12 protein-coding genes are annotated in these 14,988 nt (G+C 66.2%); 7 read left to right on the top strand and 5 right to left on the bottom strand.

Annotated elements, in window-relative coordinates:
- Nucleotides 1-4 precede the first annotated feature (4 nt).
- On the bottom strand, nt 5-1,129 hold the full coding sequence (locus tag GO606_RS04320; protein ID WP_169118782.1) for a PEP/pyruvate-binding domain-containing protein: 1,125 nt from the start codon (nt 1,127-1,129) through the stop codon (nt 5-7).
- Nucleotides 1,130-1,142: 13 nt separating this feature from the next.
- The gene (locus GO606_RS04315; RefSeq protein ID WP_169118781.1) at nt 1,143-2,981 is read right to left on the bottom strand and encodes a PEP-utilizing enzyme; all 1,839 of its coding nucleotides are present in this window, start codon (nt 2,979-2,981) and stop codon (nt 1,143-1,145) included.
- A gap of 430 nt (nt 2,982-3,411) precedes the next feature.
- Here GO606_RS04315 and GO606_RS04310 point away from each other — a divergent pair, with 430 nt between their 5' ends.
- The 4 genes from GO606_RS04310 (at nt 3,412) to GO606_RS04295 (ending at nt 8,926) form a co-directional block, all read left to right on the top strand.
- The gene (locus GO606_RS04310) at nt 3,412-5,148 is read left to right on the top strand and encodes a sigma-54-dependent Fis family transcriptional regulator (RefSeq protein WP_169118780.1); all 1,737 of its coding nucleotides are present in this window, start codon (nt 3,412-3,414) and stop codon (nt 5,146-5,148) included.
- Nucleotides 5,145-5,612 carry a pyridoxamine 5'-phosphate oxidase family protein gene (locus GO606_RS04305; protein WP_169118779.1) on the top strand — a complete coding sequence of 156 codons (468 nt, stop codon included), beginning with the start codon at nt 5,145-5,147 and terminating at the stop codon, nt 5,610-5,612. Before GO606_RS04310 ends, GO606_RS04305 begins: the two co-directional genes overlap by 4 nt.
- Nucleotides 5,613-5,931: 319 nt before the next feature.
- Nucleotides 5,932-7,842: a 2-oxoacid:acceptor oxidoreductase subunit alpha gene (locus GO606_RS04300; protein WP_169118778.1), complete on the top strand. Its 1,911-nt coding sequence runs from the start codon at nt 5,932-5,934 to the stop codon at nt 7,840-7,842.
- A 58-nt stretch (nt 7,843-7,900) separates the two neighbouring features.
- The gene (locus GO606_RS04295; RefSeq protein ID WP_169118777.1) at nt 7,901-8,926 is read left to right on the top strand and encodes a 2-oxoacid:ferredoxin oxidoreductase subunit beta; all 1,026 of its coding nucleotides are present in this window, start codon (nt 7,901-7,903) and stop codon (nt 8,924-8,926) included.
- Between the two features lie 165 nt (nt 8,927-9,091).
- Here the strand turns inward: GO606_RS04295 and GO606_RS04290 are convergent, their stop codons facing one another.
- The 3 genes from GO606_RS04290 to GO606_RS04280 are packed head-to-tail and all read right to left on the bottom strand — an operon-like array spanning nt 9,092 to nt 11,574.
- Nucleotides 9,092-10,441 (bottom strand): ammonium transporter, encoded by a 1,350-nt coding sequence (locus GO606_RS04290; protein ID WP_211166646.1) that lies wholly within the window; start codon nt 10,439-10,441, stop codon nt 9,092-9,094.
- A 13-nt stretch (nt 10,442-10,454) separates the two neighbouring features.
- A complete protein-coding gene (glnK, locus tag GO606_RS04285) occupies nt 10,455-10,793 on the bottom strand; it encodes a P-II family nitrogen regulator (protein WP_011237608.1) in 339 nt (112 codons plus the stop codon).
- A 49-nt stretch (nt 10,794-10,842) separates the two neighbouring features.
- Nucleotides 10,843-11,574, bottom strand: coding sequence for a TorF family putative porin (locus GO606_RS04280; RefSeq protein ID WP_169118776.1), 732 nt, complete (start codon nt 11,572-11,574; stop codon nt 10,843-10,845).
- A gap of 288 nt (nt 11,575-11,862) precedes the next feature.
- Here GO606_RS04280 and GO606_RS04275 point away from each other — a divergent pair, with 288 nt between their 5' ends.
- The 3 genes from GO606_RS04275 (at nt 11,863) to GO606_RS04265 (ending at nt 14,952) form a co-directional block, all read left to right on the top strand.
- Nucleotides 11,863-12,126 carry an accessory factor UbiK family protein gene (locus GO606_RS04275; RefSeq protein WP_169118775.1) on the top strand — a complete coding sequence of 88 codons (264 nt, stop codon included), beginning with the start codon at nt 11,863-11,865 and terminating at the stop codon, nt 12,124-12,126.
- Nucleotides 12,127-12,326: 200 nt separating this feature from the next.
- Nucleotides 12,327-13,820 carry a YifB family Mg chelatase-like AAA ATPase gene (locus GO606_RS04270; RefSeq protein ID WP_169118774.1) on the top strand — a complete coding sequence of 498 codons (1,494 nt, stop codon included), beginning with the start codon at nt 12,327-12,329 and terminating at the stop codon, nt 13,818-13,820.
- Between the two features lie 64 nt (nt 13,821-13,884).
- A complete protein-coding gene (locus tag GO606_RS04265) occupies nt 13,885-14,952 on the top strand; it encodes an IS630 family transposase (protein WP_169200649.1) in 1,068 nt (355 codons plus the stop codon).
- Nucleotides 14,953-14,988 lie beyond the last annotated feature (36 nt).

Here is a 14,988-nt window from a genome sequence, read left to right as displayed (position 1 = left end):
CCTCCTAGCTGAGTCGTTTTCCGGCGAGCAGACTCGACACGATGTAATCCATCGCCGACGTGCTGCTTGCCGCACCGGTGGTTTTCTGGCGATTGCTCCAGATCGTTTCGGGGCGCGCCTGCAGGATGAAAATGTTCCCGCCGGCTGGCAGGTGCTTGTCGATCGCCCATTCGATGTCCATCGGGCGGCCATAGTGCTTTTCGATCTTCTTCGCCATCGACGCGAGTTCGCCGATCTCGTCATCGGTGATCGACTGGATGTTCTGGCGCTCGGTAGGGACCGGAAGCGCGATCGACTTCTGAGTTTTCAGATCGACGGTGTGGCAGATCTCCTTCGTCGAAATCGTCCGCTCGATGATGTCGAGCGTGATCTTGTTGACGACGAAGTTGTCCGGCGTGACTTCGCCCGACACCACCGATTCACCGAAGCCGAAGTTCGCGTCGATGACGATCACCGAGCGGTCGCCGGTCGCCGGATGCACGGTGAACATCACGCCCGCGGTGTAGGCGTTCGCCATCTTCTGGATGCCGACGCTGATCGCGACCTGTTCGTGCGGGAATCCCATCTTCATGCGGTAGGCGATCGCCCGCCCGCTGTAGAGGCTGGAGATGCACCGCCGCACGTGATGGATCACGTCATCGACGCCGCGGATCCACAGGTAGGTGTCCTGCTGGCCGGCGAAGCTCGCGCCCGGCAGGTCCTCGGCGGTCGCGGAGGAGCGCACTGCGACCGGCACCGCCGGCAGGTAGCAGCGCACCGACAGTTTGCGGTAGGCCTCGGCGATCAGGTCCTCGAGCTCGATCGGCAGCGGGCGCGATTCGATCATTTCGCGGATCGCGTGCGAGGCCTCCTCGAGCTTGTCCATGTCCTCGTGGTCGAGGCCGTCGAGGAGCCCCGCGACTTCGGCCTGGATGCCGGCCTCGCGCATGAACTGTGCATAGCCGCGGGTGGTGAGCGCGAAGCCCGGCGGCACCCGCACACCCGCGTTGATCAGTTCGCCGAGCGACGCGCACTTGCCGCCGACCAGCTGCACCGAGTCCTTGCCGCATTCCTCGAAAGAACACACTTTCGGCGCGACGCTGTCGAGGGCGGCCCAGGGCAGGGCTGCTGCAGAAATAACGCTTCCCATCGGGGTCACCTCTTCAGGCCGTGATGATCGAGATCACGCCGGACGAGCCGTCGACCCGCAGCGTCATGCCGGTGCGGATCACGCGTGTCGACACTCCCGTGCCGACGACCGCCGGCATGCCGTATTCGCGGCACACGATCGCGGCGTGGCTCATGACGCCGCCGACGTCGGTGACGCAGGCCTTGATCTTCGCGAATGCCGGCGCCCACGACGGCGAGGTCGTCGGTGCGACGAGGATCTCGCCTTCCTGCAGGTCGCGGATGTCCTCGGCGCTGCGGCACACGCGGGCACGGCCTTCGACAGTGCCGGGGCTCGCGGCGAAGCCTTTCAGCTCGGTGATGCTGTCCGGGTCGGCGATGTCCTGCACCGCGGCCCAGTCGGACAGGGAGTTGTTCGTGACGCCCCACAGCACGATCGTGAAGGGTTCCTGGATCACCTCCGGCGCGACGCCGATCGCCGGCGGCCGGTTCCATTCACGGAACTTCTGCATCACGCCCTTGCGCCATTCGATTTCGGCCGGCCAGGTCGTGGTGCCGCGCGGCGTGACGCCGGTCGCCCACGCGGTGACGACATCCCATAGCGCCTGCTTGATCTCGTCGCGGCGCAGATACCAGATGTCTTCAACGTCGGCGATCATGCCGTGTTCCTTCATGATCGCGGCGACTTCGCGCATCTTGTTCCAGAACACCGAGTGGAACCAGTGCTCGACGTAGAAGAGATGGTTCTCGACGTACGGGAACACCGTCTTGGCGCAGCCGAGCAGTTCGTCGAACTGCTTGCGATCCTCGTCGCTGTCGATCAGATCGCGGTATTCGGCGGTGATCCGGTCGCGCTCGGCACGCACCGCTTCCATCGGCCGGTCGATCGAGACCCCCGCGCGGAGCTTGCCGATATAAGTCTGTATGCCGTCGAGCGGGATGTTGAGGTTGTCGTTCCAGCTGCGGTCGGTGTGGAACCAGCCGGTGCCCGACGAGATGTTGAACCACGGGTAGCGCGCCTTCTCGAACGCCGCGAGCCACTCGTCGCCGTGCCGGTGCGCGCCGAGCGCGGCCTTGACGTCGTCCCATTCGCGATGGCCGGCGACGATGTCGTCAACTTCGAGCGCGACCGCCTTCTTCGCCAGTTCCTTCAGCTCGTCGTCAGGCCGGTACATGATCACGTCGATGCCGGAAACCATCTGCGTGATCCGCTGCAACGGAATGCTCGGGAACAGCTTCTGCGTGAAGTCCATGAAGAACACGTAGGCCGCGTAGCCGAGGTTCAGGAACTCGAAGTGGTACTGCCAGCACTTGATGCCGAGGTTGATCAGGTCGTCGTAGTTCTTCAGCAGGTGGTAGCCCTTCGACTCGCCGATGCCGTCGGTGACGACGCTGAGGTCCTCGACGTCGGGCAGGCGCGGGATCTCGAGCGCCTCGAGCTCGGCGATCGCCGCCTCCATCTTCACTTTCCACTTCGCTTCGAGCGCGTCCCAGTTCTTGTAGTAGAAACCCGCGCGCTCCATGAAATTCGGCACCCGCGCGCCGATTTCGGCGGGGTCCTTGACCGGCACCGGCGAGATATAGACGTAGCCGTTGATGATGCGGTGATCGACGCCGCGCACCGGCGGCACCTGGAAGATGCGGTTGTTGAACTGCGACAGCGCGAGGTACCAGGCTTCGTCCCAGATCGTGTCGAACGGGTACAGCGGTTCCGGATAATGCAGCCCGTCGTAGAACCAGAAAGTGTCCTTCTCGTACTGGTTGCGCTGCGGGTCGTCGGTGACGAACTGGTACTGGTACGGATACATCCGCTCCCAGCCTTCGGTCCCCGGAATCGTCTTGGCCTTGATGTCGTGCGGAACAGGAAACTTCATCTGATGCCCCCTCCTTTGTAATTCCGGTGTCGATCGTGGCAACCGGATTTTGTTGGACGACGCTTGCCGGAGTCCCTTTGCAAGGGGTGTGCCATTGCGGCTGCGCAGGTCCGGCAAACGGACTTTCCGCGGGCGCTTCGGCCGGGCCGCGGCTCAGTCGTGGCAGGCGATCCAGGTGTTTTTGCGAGATCATGCAAAATGCCCGCAAGGGCGCGGGGCACGGGCCGCGACCAGGCAGTTGGCTGCGACCGCGGCTTTATCAATTGATGAGATTTCACCTCCGCCGGCCGGGCGTCTTGATCATTTGATGAATGGACGTTCAGAGGGGCCCGATTTTGTCCAGGTGGTTGTTGCCTGAACTGTTTGATCCAGGTCAACACGAGATGTCGCGGCGACGCGTAGAACAAGCGATCCAGGAGGAGGGCGAGGCATGACCAAGCTCCAAGACGCGAGCCGCGCAGACGGCGCTGACCTGAGGTCACGCGTGCATTTCTGTTCCGACACCGGACAGATATGGCTGCACGAACACCGCATGCTGCTCGTGCATGCGGAGGCGCAGGCGTCCTTGCGCAAGGAACTGATCGACACGCTGGGCATCCCGCGCGCGCGCGGGCTGCTGTTGCGCATGGGCTACGCTTCGGGCATGCGCGACGCCGAGCTCGTCCGCACCCGGGCGCAGGACATGGCGGACATGGAAGTCTTCATGACCGGCCCGCGGCTGCACGCGCTCGAAGGCAACGTCGGCGTCGTGCCGATCCGCGTCGAGTTCGACCGCGTATCCGGCAGCTTCTACGGTGAGTTCCGCTGGATCAACTCGTGGGAAGGCCAGTCGCACCGGCGGCACTTCGGCACCCACAGTGAGCCGGTGTGCTGGACGCAGATCGGTTACGCCTGCGGCTACACCTCTGCGTTCATGGGGCGTTCGATCCTGTACAAGGAGGTCGAATGCGTCGGCATGGGCGACGAGGGCTGCCGCATCGTCGGCAAGCCGGTCGAGGAATGGGAGGACGCCGACGAACACATGCGCTTCTTCGCGCCGGAGTCGATCGTCGATGAGCTGATCGACCTGCAGACGCAAGTCGTACAGCTGCGCTCGACGATCGGCGAGAAGAACCAGCTTCCCGGCGACATGATCGGCACTTCGCCGGGTTTTCGTGTCGCGCTCGAGCTGCTGAGCCAGGCGGCGGCGAGCCACATCTCGGTGCTGCTGCTCGGCGAGACCGGCGTCGGCAAGGAACTGTTCGCCCGCGCGCTGCACGAGATGAGCGCGCGCCGCGACCGTCCGCTGGTGGCGATCAACTGCGCGGCGATCCCGCACGACTTGGTCGAATCCGAGCTCTTCGGCGTCGAGAAGGGCGCCTACACTGGCGCGCTGGTGTCGCGTCCGGGACGTTTCGAACGCGCCGATGGCGGCACGCTGTTCCTCGATGAGATCGGCGAGCTGCCGCTGACCGCACAGAGCAAGCTGCTGCGCGTGTTGCAGGAAGGCGAGGTCGAGCGCCTCGGCGACGACCGGATCCGCAAGATCAATGTGCGCCTCGTCGCGGCGACCAACGCCGGGCTGCCGCAGCTCGTCAAGGAAGGGCGCTTTCGCGCCGACCTTTACTATCGCCTCAACGCCTACCAGGTCAATATCCCGCCGCTGCGCGAACGCCGCGAGGACATCTCCGTCCTCGCCAAGCATTTCCTCGAAAAGCACGCCGCGATCAACGGCAAGAAGCTGCTCGGTTTCACCGACAAGGCCAAGCGCGCGCTGACCACCTACGCGTGGCCGGGCAACATCCGCGAGCTGCAGAACACCGTTGAACGCGGCGTCATCCTCGCACCGCACGGCACGCGCATCGAAGTCGAGCACCTGTTCCTGTCCTGGGGCAACGAAGCGCGCGAGTTCGGGCTCGACCCGGACGGCAAGCTCGACGCCGGGGAGGGCGACGCCGGCAAGTCGATCTGCGACGCGGTGTGCGACGGCACGATGACGCTCGACCAGGTCGAGGCGATGCTGATCGAGGCCGCCACGGACAAGGCGCGCGGCAACCTGTCGTCCGCGGCGCGCATGCTCGGCCTGAGCCGCCCGCAGCTCGCGTACCGGCTCAAGCGGCTGCACGAAAGCGGCCACGCGCGGGCGACGCCGCAGCCCGCGCGCGAACCGGGGAGCGTCGAATCTTGACCGCGGCCACGGCGCGCGAGGCGGCGCTCGCGTACCTGCAGGCGCACCACGTGATGACGCTCGCGACGCACGGCAGTGACGGCCCGTGGGCTGCGGCAGTGTTCTACGTCAGCGACGGCTTCACGCTGTATTTCCTGTCGGCGCCGGCAAGCCGGCACGCCACTGCGATCGCCGCGCCGGCGCGGGTCGCGATCACGGTGCAGGAAGATTACGCGGACTGGCCGCAGATCAAGGGCATCCAGGCCGAAGGGCTCGCCTGCGAGGTGTCGGGCGACGAGGAAAAGCGCGCGCGCCGGCTGTATGGCGACAGGTACCCGGTCGTCGGCAAGCTCGCGCTGGCCCCGGCCGCGATCGTCAAGGCGCTGGCGAAAGTGCGCTGGTACCGCTTCGTGCCCGAGCGGCTGTATTTCATCGACAACTCCGCGGGCTTCGGCCACCGCGACGAGATCGACTGCGCCGGTTGAAAAGGCCGCTTCGCCGCTCCGCCGCTCCGTCGACGGCTGCGATGAGGTGCGTCCGGTCGTGCCCCGCGCCCGGTCCCACGCCGCCCGCTGCCGCCCGTTTCGACCGTCACCGCATGCGCTCCATGCAAGCGCACGATGCGCTTGCGTGATCCTGCCGGTTCGGCAACAGCGTTTCAATTCGGTGATATTTCGCTTCTCTTGACCTGCGTCAATACTGATGGACGTCAAACTGTTTGTAATCAACAAAAACCCGCCCGCGGTCGATGACGTCGCCCCGCAACGAGGGCAGGCAACCCGGGCCCATCGAGGAGGAAAAGTCATGTCAGAAGCCGGATACACGTCCGAGGCCGAAGTGAATACCAGGGAAGCGATCGGCAGCGGCAGCACCGAAACCGCCGGCGCGTCGAGCGTACGGGCGGTCGAGGCGCTCGACAGCGTCGTGATCCGTTTCGTCGGCGACTCCGGTGACGGCATGCAGCTCACCGGTTCGGAATTCTCGAAAGCCGTCGCGAAGGCCGGACACGGCTTCGCGACGCATCCCGACTACCCGTCCGAAATCCGCGCGCCGACCGGCACCCTGTTCGGCGTCTCCGGCTACCAGATCCAGTACGGGTCGCGCCAGGTCTTCACGTCCGGCGACGCGCCCGACGCGCTCGTCGCGATGAACCCGGCGGCGCTGAAGACGAACCTCGCCGACGTCAAGCACGGCGGCATCATCATCGCGAACACCGGCGCGTTTGCCGACACGAACCTCGCGAAAGCCGGCTACACGAGCAATCCGCTCGAGGACGGCAGCCTCGACGGCTATCGCCTGTTCAAGATCGACATTTCGGCGCTGACTGCGGCGGCGCTGCGCGATTCCGGCCTGTCGAAGAAGGAAGTCGGCCGCTGCAAGAACTACTTCGCGCTCGGCCTGATGCTGTGCCTGTACGGCCGGCCGATTGAGGACGAAATCGCCGACATTTACGAGAAGTTCGCCAAGAAGCCGGAATTCGCCGACGCCAACGTCAATGCGCTGCGCGCCGGCTTCGCGTATGCCGACGCCGCCGAGATCTTCGCCGCGACCTACCAGGTGCGCGAAGCGGCGGCGAAGCCGGGCATCTATCGCAGCATCACCGGCAACCACGCCGCGGCGCTCGGCTTTGTCGCCGCGTCCGAGTCGTCGGGCGTCGAGCTCTTCCTCGGCTCGTACCCGATCACGCCGGCGACCGACATCCTGCATGAACTGTCCGCGCTGAAGCATTTCAACGTCACGACCTACCAGGCCGAGGACGAGATCGCCGGCATCTGCTCGACGATCGGCGCGGCCTACGGCGGCGCGCTCGGCCTGACGACGACTTCCGGCCCGGGCATGGCGCTGAAGACCGAGGCGATGGGCCTCGCGGTGATGCTGGAGCTGCCGCTGGTGATCGTCAACGTGCAGCGCGGCGGCCCGTCGACCGGCCTGCCGACGAAGATCGAGCAGTCCGACCTGCTGCAGGCAATCTACGGGCGCAACGGCGAATGCCCGATCCCGGTGATCGCGGCACGCTCGCCCGCCGACTGCTTCGACTGCGCGATCGAGGCGTTCCGCATCGCCGTCAAGTACATGACGCCGGTGATCCTGCTGACCGACGGCGGCATCGCGAACGCTGCCGAGCCGTGGCGGATTCCGGATGTCGCGACCCTGCCGAAAGTCGAGGTCAGCTATCGCACCGATCCGGAAGGCTTCCAGCCGTACGCGCGCGACGAGAATCTCGCCCGCGCCTGGGTGCGCCCCGGCACGCCGGGCATGGAGCACCGCGTCGGCGGCCTGGAAAAAGACTTCCTCAGCGGCAACATCTCGCACGACCCGCTGAACCACCAGCGCATGGTCGATGTGCGCGCCGCGAAAGTCGCCGGCACCGCGCAGGACATCCCGCCGACGACGGTCGAAGGGCCTGCGTCCGGCGATCTGCTCGTCATCGGCTGGGGCAGCACCTACGGCACGATCGCGCAGGCGCGCGAGAAGGCCGAGGCCGAAGGCCGCTCGGTCGCGCACGTGCATCTGCGCCACCTGAACCCGCTGCCGCCGGACCTCGGCGAGCTGCTCGGGCGCTACAAGACGGTGCTGGTGCCGGAACTCAACATGGGGCAACTCTCGAAGCTGCTGCGCGAACGCTACCTGCGCGACGTCGTGCCGCTGAACAAGGTGCAGGGCAAGCCCTTCAAGGTCAGCGAAGTCCATGACCGCATCCTCGAACTGAGCTGACGCGCGTCCGCACGAGCCGAACCGCGTCCCCGAGCCCCACTGTTACAGGAAGATCATCATGAACGACATGTCCTCCCCCGTCGCGCTGACGAAAAAAGACTTCGAATCGAACCAGGACGTGCGCTGGTGTCCCGGCTGCGGCGACTACGCGATTCTCGCGCAGATCCAGAAGCTGCTGCCGACGCTCGGCATCCCGCGCGAGAACTTCGCCTTCATCTCCGGCATCGGCTGCTCGAGCCGTTTCCCGTACTACATGGAAACCTACGGGATGCACAGCATCCACGGGCGCGCGCCGGCGATCGCAAGCGGCCTGAAGCTCGCCCGCCCGGACCTGTCGGTGTGGGTCGTCACCGGCGACGGCGATGCGCTGGCGATCGGCGGCAACCACTTCATCCACGCGATGCGCCGCAACGTAGACCTGAAGGTGATCCTGCTCAACAACCGCATCTACGGCCTGACGAAAGGCCAGTATTCGCCGACCTCCGAAATGGGCAAGAAGACCAAGAGCACGCCGCTGGGCAGCATCGACCGGCCGTTCTCGCCGGTTGCGCTCGCGCTCGGCGCCGGTGCGACCTTCGTCGCCCGTTCGGTGGACACCGACCTGCCGCACCTGAGCTCAGTGCTCGCGCGCGCCGCGGCGCACAAGGGCACGGCGTTCGTCGAAATCCTGCAGAACTGCATCGTGTTCAACGACGGCGCGTATTCGACGCTGACCGACAAGGCGACCCGCGACGATGCGCGCGTGATCCTCGAGGACGGCAAGCCGCTGGTGTTCGGCAAGGCGCGCGACCGCGGCATCCGCCTGCGCGGCATGGAGCCGGAAGTCGTGACGCTCGGCGAAGGCGGCGTCGCCGAGAGCGAGCTCGTCGTGCATGACGAGAAGGCGGCGCACAGCGGCCTCGCGTTCTTCCTGTCGCAGTTCGACACGCCGGACCTGCCGGTGCCGCTCGGCGTGTTCCGCTCGGTGCGCAAGGACAGCTACGACGAGCTCAACGCGCAATTGCACGCCGACACGCGCGCGAAGAAAGGCGACGGCCGCCTCGCCGATCTGCTGCAAGGCGGCGAGACCTGGACGATCGGGTAAGCGGGCGGCGGCGCAGCCGAAACGCGGAAGGAGGCGCAAGCCTCCTTTTTTGTCTGTGCGCCCAGCATGGGCGCACTTTTGCCGGTCGCAGACGAAAAACGGGCGCCCCGCGACGGGGCGCCCGCCCAGTGGCCGGGGAAGAGGAGGGAACCCCGGCCGTGAAGCTCAGTGGTGGTACGCCGTCTCGCCGTGGGCGCTGACGTCGAGCCCCTGGCGTTCCTCCTCTTCGGGCACCCGCAGCCCGACGAGGATGTCGGCGACCTTGTAGGCGATCACTGCGACGACCGCCGACCACGCGATCGTGATCAATACACTATAGGTCTGGATCCAGACTTGGCCAGCGATCGAGAAGTCCTCGGCACCAGTGCCGCCGAGCGACGGGGCGGTGAACACCCCGGTCAGGATCGCGCCGAGGATGCCGCCGACGCCATGCACGCCGAACACGTCGAGCGCGTCGTCCGCGCCGAGCATGCGCTTCAAGCCATTGACGCCCCACAGGCAGACGAAGCCGGCGAGCAGGCCGATGACGATCGCGCCCATCGGTCCGACCGAGCCGCAGGCCGGCGTGATCGCGACGAGGCCGGCAACGGCGCCCGACGCGGCGCCGAGCATCGACGGCCGGCCCTTGAACAGCGCCTCGCCGAGCGACCACGCGAGCACCGCGGCGGCGGTCGCGACCAGCGTGTTGATGAACGCCAGCGCGGCACCCGACGTCGCTTCGAGGTTCGAGCCGGCGTTGAAGCCGAACCAGCCGACCCACAGCATCGACGCGCCGACCATCGTCAGCGTCAGCGAATGCGGCGTCAGCGCTTCGCGGCCGAAGCCGATGCGCTTGCCGACCATGTACGCGCCGACGAGACCCGCGACCCCGGCGTTGATATGCACCACCGTGCCGCCGGCGAAGTCGAGCGCGCCGTCGCCGAGCAGCATGCCGCCCGGGCCCCACACCATGTGGCAGATCGGCAGGTAGCACAGCGTGAACCAGATCACCGAGAACACCAGCACCGCCGAGAACTTCATCCGTTCGGCGAACGCGCCGACGACCAGCGCCCCGGTGATGCCGGCGAACGTCGCCTGGAACGCGATGAACGCGTACTCGGGCAGCTTGACGTTGTCGGTGAAAGTGTCGGCGAGCGTGTCGGTCGTGACCCCGGCGAGGAACAGCTTGTCGAGCGAACCGATGAAAGGGCTCGCCTCGGTGAACGCGAGCGAATAGCCGTAGAACACCCACAGCACCGCGATCAGCGAGAACACCACCATCACCTGCATCAGCACCGACAGCATGTTCTTCGAGCGCACCAGGCCGCCGTAGAACAGCGCGAGGCCGGGCAGCGCCATGAACAGCACGAGCAGCGTCGAGGTCATGATCCACGCGACGTCGCCTTTCTCGACGATCGGCGCTGCCGTGGCCGCTTCGACGGCGGGGGCGACAGCCGTTGCAGCGTCCTGGGCGAGCGCGCCGCCGGCCAGCCCGAGCGCAAGCGCCGCGGGCAGCATTGCGTACAGTTTCTTCATGATTTTTTCTCCGTTACAGCGCGTCGGGCCCGGTTTCGCCGGTGCGGATGCGGATCGCCTGTTCGAGATCGAAAACGAAGATCTTGCCGTCGCCGATCTTGCCGGTCGCGGCCGATTTCTCGATCGCCTCGATCGCCTGGTCGAGCAGGTCGGGGCGGATCGCAGCCTCGATCTTCACTTTGGGCAGAAAATCGACGACGTACTCCGCGCCGCGATACAGCTCGGTGTGGCCTTTCTGGCGGCCGAAACCCTTGACTTCGGTGACGGTGATGCCCTGCACGCCGATCGCCGAGAGAGCTTCACGCACTTCGTCGAGCTTGAACGGCTTGATGATGGCGGTGACGAATTTCATGGTCTTTCCTTTCAGTCGTGCGGGACGTGCCCGCGGCAGCGGTGGGGGTTCAGAAGGTTCGGCTCAGCGAGAGGATCAGGCGCTCTTCGGCGAGGTCGATGTCGTCGAGGTCGGTATCGACGTAGTGCAGGCCGACCGTGAAGTCGCCGACCGCCTTCGTCGCGCCGATCTTCCAGTCGGTGTACGAATCGGCCGGGCCGGTGATCATCTGGCGGCCGACATGCGCGCTCAGCGCGAGGCCGGGCATCACCTCGTGGGTCGCCGTCAGGTCGAGGTACTTGCTGTTGTCCGAGCCGGGCGTGCCGAACAGATCGGTGAAGGCATGGGAATACTTGAAGGTCAGGAATTCCCAGCTCAGCCCGACGTAGCCTTCGAGCGTGTCCGGCTTCGACAGCCCGGTGTCGCGCCGCCACGAGCGGTCGAAATCGCCCGGGTAGTAGTACTGCAGCAGGCCGACGTCGAGGCCGAGCGCGCCGATGGACGTCCTGTAGCCGCCGTACACGTCCAGTTCAAGACTGTTGCCCGACGACGAGCTCGTTTCGGCGTCACGCAGCCACGAAACGTTCGAGCCCCACACCCCTGCATAGAAGCCGCTCGCGTGGGCGTAGTCGAAACCGCCCTGCAGCGCCGGGCGTTCATCGGTCTGGCTGATGCCGCGGTACGCATAGTCGGTGATCAGGCTGACGTTCGCAGTGAACGGGCCGTCGGCAGCGAGGACGGAGCCTGTGCCGAAGGCCGGCACGATGGTGAAGAGGGCGGCGGCGATTGTGCTCTTGCGCATTGGGTGCTCCTTCATGGATTGGTATTATCTGGCAGTGCACCATAAGCACGGTCTGTGCCATCTTGCGATATGCGCCCTCAAACCTCGCACTCGCAAACAAACTACGCGGCATGAGGATATGCTCGCGCGCCGATTGGCAGCACGTGGCAAGGGGCCTCCCTGATCGCGATGCACATTAAAGGTGCGCTCGCCTCACGATGGTGCGTCATGTGCCTTTCCCTGGCCGGCGGGTCGAAATCGACCGTGATAAACTGCCCGTCCCATCACAACCGCCGCACAGGTGCCGCCATGCCCGGTCCCCGCATCCTCGATGAACTCGGCGCCAAGCTTTCCGAAATTGCCGCGAGCAATCCGGCGCGCGATTTCGAGAAGAACGCCAAAGCCCTGCTCGGCAGTGCCTTCAGCAAGCTCGATCTGGTCACGCGCGAGGAATTCGACGTCCAGCGCGAAATGCTCGCCCATACCCGGCAAAAACTCGCCGAACTCGAAGACCGCGTCGCCGCGCTGGAATCCGAACTGACGCGCGTGCGCACCGAAAACGACGCCGGCTGACGCCGCGGGGCACTCCCGCGCACCGCCACCTCATCCGGCGCAACGCGATGCGCCGGACGAGATCCTGCGGCCGTGCGGGCTCCCGCGATCGCCCTGATCCTTTGGCACGACGGCGCTTTCGGCTGCGGCGCGTCCAAGCGCTTGTCATCGTCCCCGTCTCCGGTAGGGTAGACTGCTCCCAGTCCATTCCGGAGACCTCGATGTCGCTGGCTCTCGTACGTACCCGCGCGCTGGTCGGCCTCGCCGCACCGGAAGTGACGGTCGAAGTCCACCTCGCCAACGGCCTGCCTGCCTTCAACCTCGTCGGGCTCGCCGACACCGAAGTGCGCGAGGCGCGCGATCGCGTGCGGGCCGCGATCGTCACGTCGCAGTTCGAGTTCCCGCAGCGCCGCATCACCGTCAACCTCGCCCCCGCCGACCTGCCGAAGGAGGGCGGGCGTTTCGACCTGCCGATCGCGCTGGGCATCCTCGCGGCATCCGGCCAGATCGACGCCGGCGCGCTTTCGCGACACGAGTTCGTCGGCGAGCTGTCGCTGAACGGCGCACTGCGGCCGGTGCGCGGCGCGCTCGCGGTCGCGCTCGAAACCGCCCGAGAAGGGCGCGCGCTGGTGCTGCCGGTCGCCAATGCGGACGAGGCGGCGCTCGCGGAGGGAGCGAGCGTGCTGGCCGCGGCGAGCCTGCTCGCGGTGTGTGGGCACCTGAACGGGCACGCCGCGCTGCCGCGCCACCCGCCCCCGCTGCGCAGCCGGAGCGGGCCGCCCGAGGCCGATCTCGCCGAGGTCAAGGGACAGCTCCAGGCGCGCCGGGCGCTCGAAGTCGCGGCGGCCGGCCAGCATTCGTTGCTGCTGTTCGGGCCGCCCGGGACCGGCAAGTCGATGCTCGCGCGGCGCCTGCCCGGGTTGCTGCCGCGCATGGAGCAGGCCGAAGCGATCGAGAGCGCTGCGATCCAGTCGATCGAAGGCTCGTTCGACGTGCGGCACTGGGGGCGCCGGCCGTATCGCGCCCCGCACCACTCGGCGTCCGCGCCGGCGCTCGTCGGCGGCGGCGCCGACCCGCGGCCCGGCGAGATCAGCCTCGCGCACCATGGTGTGCTGTTTCTCGACGAGCTGCCCGAATTCGACCGGCGCGTGCTCGAGGCGCTGCGCGAACCGCTCGAAACCGGCCTCGTGACCGTGTCGCGCGCGCGGCGGCGGGCGGAATTCCCCGCCCGCTTCCAGCTCGTCGCGGCGATGAACCCCTGCCCCTGCGGCCATGCCGGCAACGCCCGCTGCCGCTGCTCGCCCGACCAGATCGCGCGCTACCGCGGCAAGCTGTCGGGACCGCTGCTCGATCGCATCGACGTCATCATCGAAGTGCCGCTGCTCGATCAGGCCGAGATGCTCGCGCAACCCGCCGGCGAATCGAGCGAAGTGGTGCGCTTGCGCGTCGAGCGCGCGTGGGCGCACCAGCGCGAGCGCCAGAATGAGCCGAACAGCCGGCTGTCCGCAGGCCGCGTGGACGCGTTGTGCGCGCCCGACGGCGAAGGCCGCAAGCTCCTGGCCCATGCGATCGAGCGGTTGAACCTGTCGGCGCGGGGTTATCATCGCATCCTGAAAGTCGCCCGCACGATCGCCGACTTGGCCGATGCGCCTGCCATCGGTCCGGCGCATCTGGCTGAGGCGATCCAGTATCGACGCGGGCTGGACGCGCGCTAGTGTTTAGTTGCGTTAATACAAGATAGTATTATGATACCCACTTCGCTTGACACAAGGGGGTCTCATGGCGCGAGTGGCGGTTGAGTTGTCGTGTCCGGCAGAAGTGATGTCGGAGCTTGAGCGTCTGTCTCGAAGTCGGAGCGGCGAGGTTCGCCTGGTCGAGCGTGCGCGCATCGTTCTGGCGTGCCTGCATGGCAAGCGCAATGACGAGGTTGCCAGCGAGCTCGGTGTTCGACCGAATACGGTCGGGCTGTGGCGCCGACGCTTTGCCGAGCAAGGTATCGCAGGGCTTCGCGACGCGCCCCGGCCCGGCAAGCCCGCCAAGTACGGTGTCGAGTTGCGCGACCGAATCTTGGCACAGCTCGAATTGCCGCCACCGGCCGGCATGGCGAGCTGGGATGGGGGCTCGCTGGCCAAGGCGCTGAGCGTGTCCGATCACGCGGTGTGGCGCATCCTGCGCAAGGAAGGCATCCAGTTGCAGCGCCACCGTTCGTGGTGCGTCAGCACGGACCCGGAGTTTGCCGCCAAAGCGGCCGACATAATCGGGCTGTACTTGAACCCGCCCGAGAACGCCCTGGTGATCAGCGTCGACGAGAAGCCCTCGATTCAAGCCCTCGAGCGGGCGCGCGGCTACGTGCAGACCAGCAGTGGCAAGGTCGTCCAGGGAATGAAGAGCACCTACAAGCGGCACGGCACCGTCAATTTGTTCGCCGCATTGGAGGTCGCCACCGGCGTCATCCGAGGCAAGACGACGCAGACTAAAAAGCGCGCCGACTTCCAGGCCTTCATGGACGAGGTCGTTGCCGACCAGCCCGTCGACCGGCAGATCCACGTCATCCTGGACAACTTGAACACCCACAAGAAGAACGAGGACTGGCTCGCCGCACATCCGAACGTCACCTTTCACTTCACGCCTACCAGTGCGAGCTGGCTCAACCAAGTCGAAATCTGGTTCGGCATCTTCCAGCGAAAGACGCTGAACAACGCGAGCTTCCGAAGCGTCGAGCAACTCATTGAGGCCATCCATGCCTTCACTGCCGCCTACAACGAAAACGCAGCGCCATTCGTCTGGCGCAAACGAGAGGTTCGCGGGTCACAGCTTCGTAATACTATTGTTAACTTACGCAATTAAACACTAGCGCGTGTCCGGTCGCGTTGCACTGCCGGG

The sequence above is a fragment of the Aromatoleum anaerobium genome (assembly GCF_012910705.2).
Taxonomy (GTDB): Bacteria; Pseudomonadota; Gammaproteobacteria; order Burkholderiales; family Rhodocyclaceae; genus Aromatoleum; species Aromatoleum anaerobium.
Note: the sequence above shows the minus strand (reverse complement) of the source record. Positions and strands in the feature narration are given on the sequence as shown.

What these genes read in the sequence shown, in the direction of transcription:
- glnK (WP_011237608.1), bottom strand. Translation starts at nt 10,793, where the DNA reads ATGAAATTCGTCACCGCCATCATCAAGCCGTTCAAGCTCGACGAAGTG.
- GO606_RS04265 (WP_169200649.1), top strand. Translation starts at nt 13,885, where the DNA reads ATGGCGCGAGTGGCGGTTGAGTTGTCGTGTCCGGCAGAAGTGATGTCG.
- GO606_RS04315 (WP_169118781.1), bottom strand. Translation starts at nt 2,981, where the DNA reads ATGAAGTTTCCTGTTCCGCACGACATCAAGGCCAAGACGATTCCGGGG.
- GO606_RS04295 (WP_169118777.1), top strand. Translation starts at nt 7,901, where the DNA reads ATGAACGACATGTCCTCCCCCGTCGCGCTGACGAAAAAAGACTTCGAA.
- GO606_RS04310 (WP_169118780.1), top strand. Translation starts at nt 3,412, where the DNA reads ATGACCAAGCTCCAAGACGCGAGCCGCGCAGACGGCGCTGACCTGAGG.
- GO606_RS04270 (WP_169118774.1), top strand. Translation starts at nt 12,327, where the DNA reads ATGTCGCTGGCTCTCGTACGTACCCGCGCGCTGGTCGGCCTCGCCGCA.
- GO606_RS04300 (WP_169118778.1), top strand. Translation starts at nt 5,932, where the DNA reads ATGTCAGAAGCCGGATACACGTCCGAGGCCGAAGTGAATACCAGGGAA.
- GO606_RS04320 (WP_169118782.1), bottom strand. Translation starts at nt 1,129, where the DNA reads ATGGGAAGCGTTATTTCTGCAGCAGCCCTGCCCTGGGCCGCCCTCGAC.
- GO606_RS04275 (WP_169118775.1), top strand. Translation starts at nt 11,863, where the DNA reads ATGCCCGGTCCCCGCATCCTCGATGAACTCGGCGCCAAGCTTTCCGAA.
- GO606_RS04290 (WP_211166646.1), bottom strand. Translation starts at nt 10,441, where the DNA reads ATGAAGAAACTGTACGCAATGCTGCCCGCGGCGCTTGCGCTCGGGCTG.
- GO606_RS04280 (WP_169118776.1), bottom strand. Translation starts at nt 11,574, where the DNA reads ATGCGCAAGAGCACAATCGCCGCCGCCCTCTTCACCATCGTGCCGGCC.